11 protein-coding genes and 1 pseudogene are annotated in these 14592 nt (G+C 58.7%); 11 read left to right on the plus strand and 1 reads right to left on the minus strand.

What is annotated here, in order from left to right:
* Positions 1–81: 81 nt before the first annotated feature.
* From AACY36_RS10285 to istB, 3 genes and pseudogenes are all read left to right on the plus strand, one after another.
* Positions 82–675 (plus strand): annotated as a pseudogene (locus tag AACY36_RS10285) (ParA family protein); the annotation flags it as partial.
* On the plus strand, positions 659–2188 hold the full coding sequence (istA, locus tag AACY36_RS10290; RefSeq protein WP_339497057.1) for an IS21 family transposase: 1530 nt from the start codon (positions 659–661) through the stop codon (positions 2186–2188). The pseudogene AACY36_RS10285 and the gene istA, both read left to right, overlap by 17 nt.
* 20 nt (positions 2189–2208) lie before the next feature.
* Positions 2209–2964: an IS21-like element ISPre4 family helper ATPase IstB gene (istB, locus tag AACY36_RS10295; RefSeq protein WP_339497039.1), complete on the plus strand. Its 756-nt coding sequence runs from the start codon at positions 2209–2211 to the stop codon at positions 2962–2964.
* 434 nt (positions 2965–3398) lie between these two features.
* Here the strand turns inward: istB and AACY36_RS10300 are convergent, their stop codons facing one another.
* A complete protein-coding gene (locus AACY36_RS10300) occupies positions 3399–4298 on the minus strand; it encodes a LysR family transcriptional regulator (protein ID WP_339416458.1) in 900 nt (299 codons plus the stop codon).
* A gap of 107 nt (positions 4299–4405) precedes the next feature.
* Here AACY36_RS10300 and AACY36_RS10305 point away from each other — a divergent pair, with 107 nt between their 5' ends.
* From AACY36_RS10305 to AACY36_RS10340, 8 genes are all read left to right on the plus strand, one after another.
* The gene (locus tag AACY36_RS10305) at positions 4406–5575 is read left to right on the plus strand and encodes an MFS transporter (RefSeq protein WP_339416457.1); all 1170 of its coding nucleotides are present in this window, start codon (positions 4406–4408) and stop codon (positions 5573–5575) included.
* A 44-nt stretch (positions 5576–5619) separates the two neighbouring features.
* The gene (locus AACY36_RS10310; protein WP_339416752.1) at positions 5620–6444 is read left to right on the plus strand and encodes a hypothetical protein; all 825 of its coding nucleotides are present in this window, start codon (positions 5620–5622) and stop codon (positions 6442–6444) included.
* A 166-nt stretch (positions 6445–6610) separates the two neighbouring features.
* Positions 6611–7852 carry an ATP-grasp domain-containing protein gene (locus AACY36_RS10315; RefSeq protein WP_339416455.1) on the plus strand — a complete coding sequence of 414 codons (1242 nt, stop codon included), beginning with the start codon at positions 6611–6613 and terminating at the stop codon, positions 7850–7852.
* Positions 7853–7939: 87 nt separating this feature from the next.
* Positions 7940–8974 carry an AbrB family transcriptional regulator gene (locus AACY36_RS10320; protein WP_339416453.1) on the plus strand — a complete coding sequence of 345 codons (1035 nt, stop codon included), beginning with the start codon at positions 7940–7942 and terminating at the stop codon, positions 8972–8974.
* A gap of 38 nt (positions 8975–9012) precedes the next feature.
* The gene (gene dmpG / locus AACY36_RS10325) at positions 9013–10020 is read left to right on the plus strand and encodes a 4-hydroxy-2-oxovalerate aldolase (RefSeq protein WP_339416451.1); all 1008 of its coding nucleotides are present in this window, start codon (positions 9013–9015) and stop codon (positions 10018–10020) included.
* A 16-nt stretch (positions 10021–10036) separates the two neighbouring features.
* Positions 10037–10915: an acetaldehyde dehydrogenase (acetylating) gene (locus tag AACY36_RS10330; RefSeq protein WP_339416449.1), complete on the plus strand. Its 879-nt coding sequence runs from the start codon at positions 10037–10039 to the stop codon at positions 10913–10915.
* Positions 10916–10938: 23 nt separating this feature from the next.
* A complete protein-coding gene (locus AACY36_RS10335; RefSeq protein ID WP_339416447.1) occupies positions 10939–12126 on the plus strand; it encodes an aminotransferase class I/II-fold pyridoxal phosphate-dependent enzyme in 1188 nt (395 codons plus the stop codon).
* Positions 12127–12291: 165 nt separating this feature from the next.
* Positions 12292–13815: an FAD/NAD(P)-binding protein gene (locus AACY36_RS10340; RefSeq protein ID WP_339416445.1), complete on the plus strand. Its 1524-nt coding sequence runs from the start codon at positions 12292–12294 to the stop codon at positions 13813–13815.
* Positions 13816–14592: the final 777 nt, after the last annotated feature.

Below are 14592 nucleotides of genomic sequence, written 5' to 3' on the forward strand. Positions count from 1 at the left end.
TGGATTTCTCCGAGGTGATCAAAGCGCACAGCGTGACCAGCATGAAGCCGTCTCTAATCCTACGATTCAGAGGGAAGCCCCATGAAAGTCGCTGCAGTCGTTTCAACCAAAGGCGGGCCGGGTAAAACCACGGTCGGCGCCAATTTAGGTGCGTTCTGCGCCGATGCAGGTGTTCGGACCCTGCTCATTGACCTTGATAATCAGCCGTCACTGTCCTCGTTTTACAACCTGTCGCATGAGGCACCTGGCGGTACCTATCAGTTGATCACGAGTAATGAGACTCGGCCTGATCAAATCATTTCTCAAACCTGCATCCCCAATCTGTCGCTGATCAAGTCAAATGATCCCTTCAATTTATTGAGTAATTTGTTACTGCACGCTGCTGACGGACGCCTTCGTCTCAAGAATTTAATGCCGGCCTTTGCGCAAGACTTTGATCTGATTTTGATCGATACCCAGGGCGCTCGCTCCATCGTGCTAGAGATGGCCTTGCTGGGTTCTCAAGTGGCTATTTCTCCCATCACGCCCGATATGTTGACGGCTCGAGAGTTTCAGCGTGGGATGCTCCAGCTCTATCGAGACCTGGAGCCTTTGGCTGCATTGGGTGCAGTGACACCGGTGTTGAACATCGTGATCAACAAACTGGATGCAACCAATGATGCAAATCTTATCCATGCGTAAAATCCGAGAGGTACTACGCCTAAAGTTCGACGCCGGCCTGTCCGTGCGCAAGATCGCCGCCAGCCTGCGCATCAGTAGCGGCAGTGCGGGCAACTACTTGCACCGCTTTAACGCTTGCGGGCTGAGTTGGCCGACATTGTTATCGGACTCCGAACTGGAGCGATGCCTGTTCCCTCCAGCACCAACAGTTCCCAGCGATCAACGTCCGATGCCTGACTGGGCTTGGGCGCATGCCGAGTTGCGCCGCCCCGGCGTAACTCTGGCCCTGCTTTGGCAAGAGTACCGACTCGCTCACCCGCAAGGCTTCCAATACAGCTGGTTCTGCGAGCACTACCGCCTCTGGGCCGCCAAGGTCGATGTTGTCATGCGCCAGGAGCACCGTGCCGGCGAAAAGCTGTTCGTCGATTACTCCGGACAGACCGCGCCCATCATCGACCGACAGACCGGTGAAATCCGTCAGGCCCAGATCTTCGTCGCCGTCCTAGGCGCGTCCAGCTACACCTTTGCCGAAGCCACTTGGTCGCAGAAACTGCCCGACTGGCTGGGCTCGCACGCCCGCTGTTTTGCTTTTTTCGGCGGCACATCGCAGATCCTGGTGCCCGATAATCTGCGCAGTGGCGTCACCAAGGCGCATCGCTACGAGCCGGACATCAACCCCAGTTACCGCGATCTCGCCGAGCATTACGGCGTAGCCGTACTGCCCGCGCGTTCGCGTAAACCCAAGGACAAAGCCAAGGTTGAAGTGGGTGTGCAAGTGGTCGAGCGCTGGATCCTGGCAGTGCTGCGCAACCGCCAGTTCTTCTCGCTCGGAGAACTCAACACGGCAATCAGCCTGCTGCTCGAACGCCTCAATCAAAAGCCCTTCAAGAAGCTGCCCGGCTCACGCCGGTCAGCCTTCGAGACCCTTGACCAACCGGCGCTGCAACCGTTACCGGAGCATCCGTACGTCTACGCCGAATGGAAAAAAGTACGCGTCCACATCGACTACCACGTCGAGGTCGACGGCCATTACTACTCGGTGCCGTACCAGCTGGTGAAGCACCAACTCGAAGCGCGGCTAACCGCTAAGACCGTCGAGTGCTTCCACGCCAACCAGCGGGTGGCCAGCCATCTGCGCTCGCCGCACAAAGGCCGCCACACCACCCAAACCGAGCACATGCCCAAAAGTCACCGCGAACATGCCGAATGGACGCCGCAGCGACTGATCCACTGGGCTGAGCAGACCGGGCCGAACACCGCTGGTGTCATCGCTCATATCCTCGAACGCCGAATCCATCCGCAGCACGGTTTCCGCGCCTGCCTGGGGATCCTGCGCTTGGGCAAACAGTACAGCGAAGAGCGGCTGGAAGCCGCGTGCCAGCATGCGCTGGCACTGGGTGCATGCAGTTACAAAAGCCTGGAATCGATCTTGCGCCAAGGCCTTGAACGCCTGCCGCTGGCCCAGCAAAACCTGCCGCTGCTGCCCGACGAACACATCAACCTGCGTGGCCCCGGCTACTACCACTGACCTGAAAAAGGATCACCAAAATGCTACCCAACCCGACACTCGACAAGCTGCAAACCCTGCGCCTGCACGGCATGATCAAGGCGCTTGGCGAACAAGATGCAACGTCTGACATCAACGATCTCAGCTTCGACGAACGCCTCGGTCTGATGGTCGACCGCGAGCTGACTGAACGTGAAAACACGCGTCTGAGCAGCCGCCTGAAACTGGCACGACTGCGCCACAACGCTTGCCTGGAAGACATCGATTACCGCAGCCCGCGTGGCCTGGACAAGTCCATGATCCTGCAACTGGGAAGCGGCCAGTGGCTGCGCGATGGCTTGAATCTGATCATCGGCGGCCCGACCGGTGTAGGCAAAACCTGGCTCGCCTGCGCGCTGGCCCACAAGGCCTGCCGGGACGGCTACAGCGTGCGCTACCTGCGCTTGCCGCGCTTGATGGAAGAGCTGGGCCTGGCCCACGGAGACGGCCGCTTCGCGAAACTGATGGCGGGTTATGCCAAGACCGACCTGCTGATCTTGGACGACTGGGGCCTAGCGCCGTTTACCGCTGCGCAAAGGCGCGACATGTTGGAACTGCTGGACGACCGTTACGGCAACCGCTCGACGCTGCTCACCAGCCAGATGCCGGTGGACAAATGGCATGCGCTGATCGGCGACCCGACCTTGGGCGATGCGATCCTCGACCGGCTGGTGCACAACGCTTATCGAATCGAACTAAAGGGCGAATCGATGCGCAGACGCGCAACGAAATTGACGGCAACAGGGACTTCAGAATAACAATGCAAACCTGCGTCGCTGCGCTCCGACTGCCTGTCCAAATGGGCGTGGATCAGGTGTCCAAGTGAGCGTGGAACGAGTGTCCAAATGATCGTGGACTGGGTGTCCAAATGTCGTGGAATCCGCAGCCTCGGCCAGAAGCGGCCGTCGGGTGTGTACGAAACTCGGGGCGATTCAAGTTTTGGCGAACTGTTTTTACACACTCTGGGCGGTCTGCGCCCCTCACGAGGGCAGCAGTCGGCCAGTTATCATCTGAGATCTCAGAGATTACGCTCTGAACCCTTCGAGTTGAGGACTGCCTCCCAAGCTCTCGGCCACAGTGAAGGCTGCCGCATTTATTTCTAAATCTTACAGATGGCAATTTTGTCCGGTGAGCGCATATCTCCAGTGGTAGTGATTGTTTGTCACTCCGCCCATCCAGCCCCTCAAATTATTCACCTCGCTCGTAGGATCTGCTCGATGATTTCGACAAATGCCTTGACCAGCGGGCTGCGCTCGAGTTTGCGCGTCAATACCAGCAAGGGGGCCGTGGCCCCGGGTTCGGCCAAGGGCCGGTAGGTCACGCCGTGCTTGACCAGGGTCTGGGTGCACTGAGGCACCAAGGCGACGCCACGGCCTGCGGCGACCAAGGCGATGATCGAGGTGATCTGCTTTCCCTTCGGCGCGGGTAGGGGTCTCAGTGCGTGGCGCCGATATAGCGCCTCGATAATCTCGTTCAGTCCGGAACCGTAGTCGGTCGGGAAGGCGATCAATGGGTAGGCGCTCAGCTCAGTGAGTGTCACCTGTTCTTGCTGGGCGAGCGGGCTGTCACTGGCAATGGCTGCGATCAACTGCTCGTTGTCCAGGCAGATGGCTTGAATCTCAACATCTTCGGCGGGCGGCTGCATACGACTCATGCCAATATCCAGACGGCCCTCGATAAGTTGCGACCATTGGGTGCTGGACGCACCTTCTTCCACGGTCAGTTGCACATCCGGATATGCCGAGCCGAAGGCCTGAATGGTCTGGCTGAAGATGTCCGACAGCGCAATCGAACTGGCGTACCCCACCGCCAGATGACCAGCGGAACCCGCCGCCAGCTTGCTGGTAATGCTTGCCGTCAGATCGACTTGCTCCAGCACCGCCCGGGCGTAGGGTAGAAAGTGCCTGCCCTCCGAGGTGAGCGTGACGTTGCGGGTACTGCGATCAAACAGGCGAAAGCCCAGTTCCGCCTCCAGTGCCGAAATCTGCCGCGTCAGTGGCGGCTGGGCAATGTGCAGACGTGCCGCGGCACGGCCAAAGTGCAACTCGTCGCTGAGGATCAGGAAGTAGCGCAGGCGGCGGAGGTAAATCATCGTCATCCTTGAGGTATCAATTGGTCAGAAATAGGTATTGGATCCTTTCGACAGCCTACATTATAAAATTGTAAGAAATCATCACACGTAATCTTAGGAATCGTCGCGTGAGTTGTCCTCGAGTTGCCTTGTTTCTGGCTGGGTGCGCCGCTTTTATCAACCTTTATGCCACTCAAGGGCTGCTCTCCGAGTTGGCCGCGACGTTTCACATTTCCACCCTGCAAGCGAGCTGGAGCATTACCGTCACCACCCTGGCCGTGGCAATCACCGCCCCCTTTGTCGGCCGGTTGACAGCGTGGGGCGAGCAGCACCGGGTCATCGCCGTGGCCGCGATATGGCTGCCACTGCCTGCGGTGATGGTGGCCTGCTCGGGCAGTTTCAGCGAGCTGCTGCTATGGCGAGCGGTGCAAGGCATGTTGATTCCGGTGGTGTTTGCCACCAGCGTTGCCTACATCGGCGTGCGCTGGAGCGGCGGGGCCGTTACGGAAATGACCAGCCTGTATATCGCCGGTACGGTTCTGGGCGGCTTTAGCGGACGCTTTTTGTCTGGCCTAGTGGCCGAGTGCGATGACTGGCGCCTAGCGCTGACAGTGCTGGCCACTTTGAATCTGATCATAGGTTTGGGGGTTTTCCTGCTGTTGCCGCGTAACCTTCGGTCACCCGTACAAACGCCTACCGATCGCGAGGCAATGCGCAGCGAATTGCTAAGCAGACCATTGCTGACCACCTATGCCGTGGGGTTCTGCGTGCTGTTCGCCCAAGTCGCGATGTTTACATATGTCGGCTTACACCTGAGTCGGGCGCCGTTTGCGCTGGGCAGCGCTGCGCTCGGTTCAATTTATGCGGTGTTCCTGCTGGCACTGGTGGTGGTGCCGATCGCCGGGCGCATGAGCAAGAACCTGCCTCGTAGTGAATTGGTGAGGGTTGCGGCATGGCTGGGCGTCAGCGGCTCGGTGCTGACCCTGTGGTCATCGTTGTGGCTGATCGTTGTCGGTCTGGCGCTCAGTTGCACCGGCGTGTTCCTCGCCCAGTCTGCGGCCAACTCCTTTATCACCGCCCATGCCCGGCAAAACAAGGCCGGCGCCGTGGGCGTATATCTAACCTGCTACTACGTGGGCGGCAGCTTCGGCGCGTTTGTGCCTGGCGTGCTGTGGGAGCGATGGGGCTGGCCTGGCTGTATCGCGTTGATCGCGGTTTTCCAGTTGCTGCCGCTGCTGATCGTGCGGAGTGGCTGGAAGTATTCCCCGTTGCCATCCTCGGCGCTCCCGCGCCCTTGAATGTGCCTGAAATCATCATCCAACAAGGAAAAAGATAGATGACCGTGAGTAACCTGCTGACGCTGCAAAGCCAGCTGTTGACCGTGATAGACCCGGTGCTGGAACTGATGCCGGCCGGGGTTCTGAAGCAAGCGTTGGTGGATGCGTTTCGCAGTCAGGAATCGGAACTGCTGGACATCGAACGTACGTTCCAGACGCTTACCTCGCGTCGCCATGCTGTGCCGCAGTTGCGCAAGTTCTTTGGCAGTTGGTCGAAAACCAACAACTCGGCCGCCAGTGTGTCCGGCCTGGCCAACCGCATCACGCTGCTGGCGCGCTCCGAGCAGTGGGGCGAAGCGGCGCAACGGCTCTACCGGGTCTGCGGCAGCCTGCAACGGATCACCGACGAGGACCTCGGCGCACTGAGCAATACGCTGCATTCCGAGCTTTTTTACAACATGGCAACGCCGATCTGCGGTGACGATCAGTGGCTGCTGAAAGACAGCTGCATGCCGTCTGCGCAGGCCTTCAAAGACTGGACGGACGCGCGACGCCTGCGTGACCGAGACCTGTTACAGGGGCTGCTGGTCACCCTGGTTCACGAGGTCTACACCCACGGTGAAGTGGAGGTCATTCATCCGCTGTTCAAGCAATGGTTCGAGCGCGACATGGGCGTGCCGCCCGCGCAGGTACGGGCCACGGTTGCCTGGGTCACCGTGCACACCGGCGGCACTGAAAGTAATCACTTCGCCCATGCGGTTGCAGCGGTCGAGGAGTTCGTTGATGTCATGAGCATCGCGGTGGTCAAGTCCGCCGCCCAGGAAGTCTTCTGCCAATACCTGCAGCGCAAGGCTGCGGTGATGCGTGAGTGCGGCCAATACCTGGGCTGATAGACAACGACCCGAACAGCGCTTGGGAAAGTATCAATAATGACGGAATCGGTATTGGCCCGTACTTCAGGTTTTGATCAAGATACTGACGTTTCGGATCAGGCGTGGATTTGATGTGCCTGAAGTTGGAGATTTACAAACTATGGACGATTGCAAGGAAAGCCGTATGCAGCTCATTGTTTTTTGCCCGCCGAAAATTCTTCTCCAGCACTCTGCCGCGAGCTGGTCTGCCGCTCTTGGCAAGGGAGGCATGCTGTTGAGCTGTGCCTCGCGATATGAAGAGATTGCGGCGCATCTGGGCCATACCGTCCGCTTCCAGCTCTTCGACAACTTTAACGACAGCGCGCTGGTCGAGATCGATGTTTATGAGCTTGCACGGGAGCTCCATGCGCCTTTGTGTGTGGCGCTGGCCGAGATCGATGTACTGCGGGTGGCGCGCATCAATGATCGGCTCGGGATTACGCTGGATGCCGAGGATCGCGCTTCGTTTTACCGAGACAAGTTCCTGATGAAGCAACGTGCCAGGGACTGCGGGTTTGCCATCGCCGAAATGGCATCGATCAGCAATGCCACGGAAGCGGTTCACTTCAGCGAGCGCTTCGGTTTCCCGGTGGTCATCAAACCTCGCGATGGCCGCGGCTCGAACGGCGTGGAGGTGCTTGACGACGCGCAGCAGTTGCGGGAGTGGCTGGCCGGGCGCACTTCAAGCACGTTCCACAACCTAATGATCGAAAGCTATGTACGTGGGAGCCATTACATCGTCAATGGCCTGTACATCGATGGCCGTCCGATCCTGGTTTCACCGGTTCGGGTTATGACTTCGGCGCTGGATTTCCTCGGCGGCAAATCACATGACCTGCACATGCTCGACGCCGACAACCCGATGCGCGACAGGCTGGTTCGCTATGCGCGTTCGCTAGTCGAAGATGTGCTGCAATCCGACCCGACCATGCTGTTTCATCTCGAACTATTCGTGGATGGACATGACGAGATCGTCCTTTGCGAAATCGCCTCGCGGTTGGGTGGGGTGTTCTTCAATCAGGAGCTGACCCACGCCTGGGGCCTTGATCCGCGGATGAGCTTCCTGCGCGCGCTGCATGATCCGTTCTACCGCCCTGAGCCAATGGCCGCGCCGCTGCGGATGGTTGGGCATATCAGCATCCCGCCGCGGGTCGGTCTGCTGCGCGACGTCCCGCAAACCTGCCCTCTCGACGGTGTCCTGGAGTACCGAATTTCCGCCAGGAAGATGACCTCTTATGGCGGTATGGAATTCACCAACTCGGAAATCCTCAACGCCATTGTGGCAGGCCAGGATGAGGCCGAGTTGCGCAATAAGCTGCATCAGGTCGAAGCCTGGTTCCACGAGAGTTGCGACTGGTCGGGCAGCGAAATCGCCGCCGCGATATAGACCTTACGCCAGACTCCTTCGACATTAATTGAGCTGACCTTCCTGAGCTGGACGGAATCGTCACGCCTGCAGAAAAGTGGATATCCAATGAAGACTGTGTTCGAAAGCCTTATCCCGATTCCCGTGGCGGCCCTGGGCGCATTTCTCGGTTACATGACCGGGCTTCCGCTTGGTGAACTGATCGGCGCGATCTGTCTGGTCACGGCGCTCAGTAAAATGGGCGTTCGCATGCGCATGCCGTATCCGTTCGTGGCCACCGTGCAGTTGCTGCTCGGGATCAGTGTCGGCTCCATCGTCACCGCCTCGATGATGCATGAGCTGACGGATTTCAGCATTCTGGTCGGTCTGCTCATCTGCATGACTACACAGATTTTCGTCGGCTACAACTGGCTACGGCGCATGGAGCGGTGGGGGCATATAGAAAGCCTGCTCGGGTCCATTCCTGGCGCAATGGCGGCGGTGATGACGGTCTCGGGAGAGGATGGCCCGGCCTCCGGGCGCATCGCGTTCGTGCACATTGTCCGTTTGCTCGCGCTGTTGCTGGTGGTGACGATCATTGCCGGTGGGCACGCCGAAAGCGCGGCGCCGGTGCTGGGCTCGTTTGATAATTACCTTGGCGTGATCCCTCCGGCGATCGCGGCTGTGGTCGCCGGTTATCTGCTGGAGCGCTTCGATGTTCCTGCGCCTTACATGTTGACCGGGCTGATTTGCAGCGCCACGGTCAACGTCGGTTTTCCTCAAGTCCATCTGCATGTTCCTGATCCGCTGGCGGTCGTTGCGCTGATCCTGCTAGGCGGCCTGATCGGCATTCGCCTCAAGGACATCACGCTCAAGGATTTCGTGCGCTACATCCGCGCCGGTCTGATGGTCACCGCCCTGACGTTCTGCACGACACTTCTGGTTGCCTTCGCGTTCAGCAAGCTGACAGGCAAGCCGTTCCTTTCGCTATTCATGTCGTGGGTTCCTGGCGGTGTTGAGGTGATGACCGCAGCGGCTTTGCTACTCAAGCTCGATCCTGCCTTCGTGATGCTCAATCACGTGGTGCGGATGTCGATCATCCATATTTCGCCAGCGTTCCTGCCCAAACGGCTGCTGCAGGAAAACCCTCAGCCTGAACAGTAATTGATGCAAAAAACTTGAATGACAAGGATTTGATCTTTATGAGTATTGCTATTCACGACCCAACGTTGCGCGACGGAAACCATGCTGTCTCCCATACCCTGAGCCTGGAGGATATTGCCTCCTACTGCCGCGCTGTCGATGGCTGCGGCCTCAGCGTTGTAGAAGTCGGCCACGGAAATGGTCTGGGTGCGTCCTCCCTGCAACTCGGACTTGCGCGCTACAAAGACAGCGAGATGCTCGAAACGGCGCGAGCCAACCTGACGCACTCCAGACTCGGCATCCACATGATTCCCGGGTTTGCCAGGCTGAGCGACATTGATACCGCACTGCAGATCGGCGTCGACGTGCTGCGCATCGCGTCCCATTGTACCGAGGCCAGCCTGACTGAGAGCTACATCGAACATGCGCGGTCCAAGGGCGCGTATGTCCAGGGTGTGCTGATGATGACCCACATGGCCAGCCCCGAAACGCTGCTTGAAGAAGCATTGAAGCAGCAGGGCTATGGCGCCAATGCCCTGGTTCTGATGGATTCGGCGGGGCACTTTGACCCGGACAGCACCCGCGAAAAAATCGGCCTGCTTGTCAGGGAGCTTGCTATTCCCGTGGGCTTCCATGGCCACAACAATCTTGGCTTGGCGGTAGCCAACTCGCTGGCTGCCGCCCAGGCCGGGGCGACCATCATTGACGGCTGCATGCGCGGATTCGGCGCGGGTGCAGGCAATACTCAGCTGGAAGTGCTGTGCGCGGTGCTTGAGCGCTACAAGTTCGAGACCGGAGTGAAGGTCTTTGACCTTTGCCGCGCTGTCGAGAGCCTTGAGGATTTCGCTCCGGTCAGGACTCCCACGGTGGTGAAGACTGCCAATCTGATCAGCGGCCTCTACGGCGTTTGCAGCGGGTTCGAGAAGCACGTCGCGCGCGCGGCGGCGGAATTTCGCGTCGAGCCGCGAAAAATCTATGAAGAGCTTGCGCGATGCAACGCCGTTGCCGGCCAGGAAGATCTAATCATCTCGGTCGCCAGCCGCCTTTCTCAACCCTTCGTCGCCTGATTCTGGAGCTAAAAAAATGACTTTGAAAACCGCCATCATCGGCAGTGGCAATATCGGCTGCGACATTTTGTGTAAGGTGCTTGCCCATCCTGATCTGAATTGCACGCTGGTTGCCGGTCGCTCCCTGCACTCCTCCGGCCTTGCGTTTGCCCGTGAGCGCGGGGTCACCACCACCGCGGACGGCATCGACGGCCTGTTTGCCCGGATAAACGAATTTGATCTGGTGTTCGATGCCACCTCGGCGGCCGACCATGAAGCCCACGCACCGCGCCTTATCGAGGCCGGGAAAGCGATCATCAACCTGACCCCGGCCTCTCTGGGCTCGTTGTGCGTGCCATCCCTCAACGGCGTCGAGCTGACCGAGGCGAGCAATATCAACATGATCACCTGTGGTGGTCAGGCTTCCATCCCGCTTGCGGCCGCGATCGCCCGGGCTAATCCAGGCGTGCGCTACATCGAGGTGGTGTCATCGATCAGCGCCGAAAGCGCCGGCCCGGCTACTCGGCGAAACCTAAGCAACTACATCACTACCACCGAGAATGCGCTGAGCCATTTCACCGGTTGCAAGGACGTCAAGGCGATCCTCAACATCAATCCGGCCAAGCCGAATGTCTTTATGCAGACCGCGGTTTCGGCGCTGATCGAGACGGCTGATCTGGCCTCCACCCGCCGTGAAGTGGAACGTGCCGTGACCCAGGTGCAGTCTGCTGTGCCTGGGTATCAGGTGATCGTCGATCTACATTACAGCGAGGGACGTTTGTTCACCATGGTACGCGTTGAAGGAGCAGGGGATTTTCTCGATCCAAGCGCCGGCAACCTCGACATCATCACTGCGACCGCAACCCACATGGCCGCGCTCATGGCCCGAGGCCGCGTGACCGAACGCGCAGCCTGACTCAGCGTAACGGGGAGACTTTTATGCCTACTCTTTCGCCAGATATCGAATTTGCAAGATTTTGCCCGATCCTGGGTGTCGTTCAGAAGGTAAGGGAAACGCTGCATCCAGTGATCGATCTCGGTGTCGGTGTGCCGGGTTTTCTTCCGGCGCCGCATATCGTCGAGGCGGCCGTCAAGGCTGCCTGCGAACACTCCGGGGGGTATGGATCGAGCCGCGGAGATGAAGCGCTGCTGGCGGCGTATCTGGGTTATCTGCACGAACAGGGGTTCACCTACTATCGCGAGCAGAATCTGGTGGCTGGCCTCGGCGCCAAGCACCTGTTGTTCAGTGTGCTACGCGCGATCATCCGCCCCGGCGACGAGATCCTCGTGTCTACCCCTTGCTGGCCGACCTATTTCGACATTGCCGATCTAGTCGGAGCGGGCGTGGTCAACGTCACCTGCTCGGCGCAAACCGATTTCAAGATGACGGCGCAAGCCCTTGAAGATGCCTTGTCCGACAAGGTGCGGGTGGTCATGCTGAACTCGCCGGGCAACCCTACCGGCGCCGTGTATTCCGCCGAGGAACTCGCTGCGTTGGCAGAGGTGCTGCGTAAACAGGATATCTGGATCATTTCGGATGACGTATATCAGCGATTCGTCTACGACATGGATAGCTGCCCCAGTCTGCTTTCGGTCGCACCGGACCTGAGTGACCGTATCATCAAGATCGATAGCGTATCCAAGCTCTATGGGATGCCGGGTTGGCGGGTCGGGCTGTTGGCGGCCACTGAGCGGATTGCCGCGGCGGTCACCACGCTCAATTCTAACTCGATCTCGAATATCCCACCGATCCCGGCGGCTGCGGCAGCGGTGGCCTTCAGCGGTGACCAGGCATTCTCCTACGCAGCAAGAGACCGCTTGTACAGCCAGCGCCAGGCATTGCTTGCTGACTTGCAGGGTGCGCCACACCTTAGGTTCTGCCCACCATCGGGGGCGTTTTATCTGTTCATGGATATCAGCCAGACCCTGGGCAAATCCCTGCATGGCAGATTGATCGCCGATGACGAGGCATTTTGCGCCTTGCTGCTGGAGGAATACGGCGTCGCGCTGATTCCCGGCAGCTTTTTTGGTGCACCGGGTCATGCGAGATTGTCGTACTCCGGCGATGCCGAGCAGGTCAGGTCCGGGGCCGCGCGCTTGAGAGAGTTCCTGTCTGCCATTTCGTGATACCGGTCTGGCAGGGGCTAGGTTTGGCGCCGCTGAAGTGTCATGAATCGGCTAACCGCGAGCTGCTCTACGTTCCTCTGGTACTGGGAGTGGCTGGCTAAGTCACGTCTGCTGCCGGGCCGAAACACACGTAAGGGAAACCGTTTAATATAAGGAAATACCTTGATGAAAAATGCCTTTGCAATCGTAGGCTGCGGCGCGACGGCTATCGCATTCCTGCAGCGTCACCTGGATCGCGTCGCTGCACGCACCGCACCGGCCGGGACCATTTACCTCTTCGAAAAACGCGAAGACTTCGGGCGCGGCGCGGCTTATCAGGCTGATCTGCAGAGCAACATCCTCAATACCAAAACAGGTTTCATTACGCCCTATCCGCATCTCCCTGGTCATTTCCAGCGCTGGTTGGAGGACCATCCCGGGGCGTGGCAGCATGCCTTTCCCGAGTTTCGTCCGACCCCGGAGAGCTTTGCTCCGAGGGCCTTGTTCGGCGTTTACCTGCAGAACCAGATCAAGAAGATCGTATTGCGTGGCGCCTCGCTCGGCTGCCAATTGGTGCTGATGAATGCCGAGGTCTGCGCTATCGATCTGATTGACGGGATGGAGACCGTGCGGACGCGATGCGGGCTGAGTTTCGTCACGCACAAGGTCTTGCTGTTCTGCGGGCCGTTGGCCAAAAAAATTGATTCTGACAAGCATGACGAGCGCGTCCTGGCGACACCCTATCCGGTTGCGCGCCTGCTGAAGACAATTTCCCCGGACGAGCGGGTGGCCGTAATCGGTGCGCGGTTGAGCGCCATCGACACGGTGATCGCGCTGATTGAAGGCGGGCATCGTGAGTTGATTCGCATGCATTCGCGTAGCGGCTACTTCCCCGTGGTTCGCGGAACCCAGGAGCGCGTCGAGCTCAAGCACCTGACCCTCGAGGGTGTTCGCGCGCTGGTCGCGCAAAACGGGCCGTTGCAGATCAGTGATCTGGTCGCACTGTTTCACAAGGAACTGGCCGCCCACGACCCGGCCTCGACGAGTGCGGTGATCCCTCTGCCAGCACCGCCGGCCGACGTCATTAGCTTCATCGAGAACGAGATCAATGTCTCGCAAGCTCCGCGTATCTGGCAGGCCATCCTCTATGCAACCAACGGTTTCATCGAACACCTTTGGCAGGCACTGGACGACACTGCACAAGCCAGGTTCATGAGAGAGTATTTCAGCTTCTTCATGGCCTACCGCGTCTCCATCCCGGCGGAAAATGCACGCAAGATCCTCGGTTACCTGCGAAGAGGCCAGCTGGAGTTCGTCCCCGGTGCGTTCGCCGCGCCCGAGCCGGTTGATGTACCGGGGCTGAGCATTCGCGGGGCTGGCTGGGAGCATGTCTATGATCGGGTGATATACGCAACTGGCTTTCCTCGAGATGCGAACCTCATTGAGTCAACCTTGCTGGGCTCGCTGATCAAGAACGGCACGGCCACCTGTCATCATATGGGTGGCATCTGCGTCGACCCGGATACCTACCGCATTCAGGGCCGGACGGGCTCGGCACGGCAGATTTATGCGGTCGGTGAGCTAACCGTGGGGCAGTTCTTCTTCACCTCTGCGCTAGAAATCAACGGGCGACACGCCTTCTGTTGCGCGGACGCGATGCAATGGCGCGAAGAAAAGCAAAGGGTTGAGCGCGTGGAAGAGCATGTCTGAAAAACATAGGCACAGCAGTCGTGAGTGGCCTGATGCGGGATCTAGTGTTAGTCAGCAAACAACCGGGATTACATGCATAAAGGTGTTTTGAGCCTAGCAGGCTAATATAAGCGCGGGACTGCTGGCCCCACGCGTATGCCAGAATGTTTCGCTCCGATTGGCTATTGCTGGTCTTGAGCTGCCCACCGAGAACGATAGCATTGGGTCGATTACGACAGGCAGCTATTGGCCGATTGTGTTGAAAAAGTCGGTACTTCCAGACTGCCCGCGTACTGACTGCTCAAAATGCATTTTTTGCGCGCAGCTACGCGAAATCTGAGCCCGAAATCCTCTGCACAAAGTAAAGATTTCAATCTCAAGCGCTTACTTTTCTGCCGCGGAAACTATGGCCGACTTTTTCAGCAGAATCGGCCGATTTCTGCCTGTCACCACCCTGAGCTAGGGGTCTGTTTACGCCGGTGAAGGCGCACCCAGTGAGCTGGTCAGATCCGATGCAGATAACTGGTCAAGTCGAATGCAAATGGGTGGTCAGTGGCAATGCAAGCGGGTGGTCAAGTGGAATGCAATTCTCCACCAACCATCACGGGGGCAATTGCCAAGGCTCTGGCTGCGTATCCGTTAGTACTCCCGATTGTTGGTGCTGGGTGTGTGATCGCAGTCGTATATCTGACTACGCGCCCAGGCGCCTGTGTTAGTTTTCTTTGGTGAAGGCTTCTGGTCCTTGTAGCTGACAGTCGCTCCAAAAGACAGGAACGCAAGCTTGGAACCATCCAAGAC

It is taken from the genome of Pseudomonas sp. EA_15y_Pfl1_P101, from assembly GCF_963970835.1.
Lineage (GTDB): Bacteria > Pseudomonadota > Gammaproteobacteria > Pseudomonadales > Pseudomonadaceae > Aquipseudomonas > Aquipseudomonas tritici.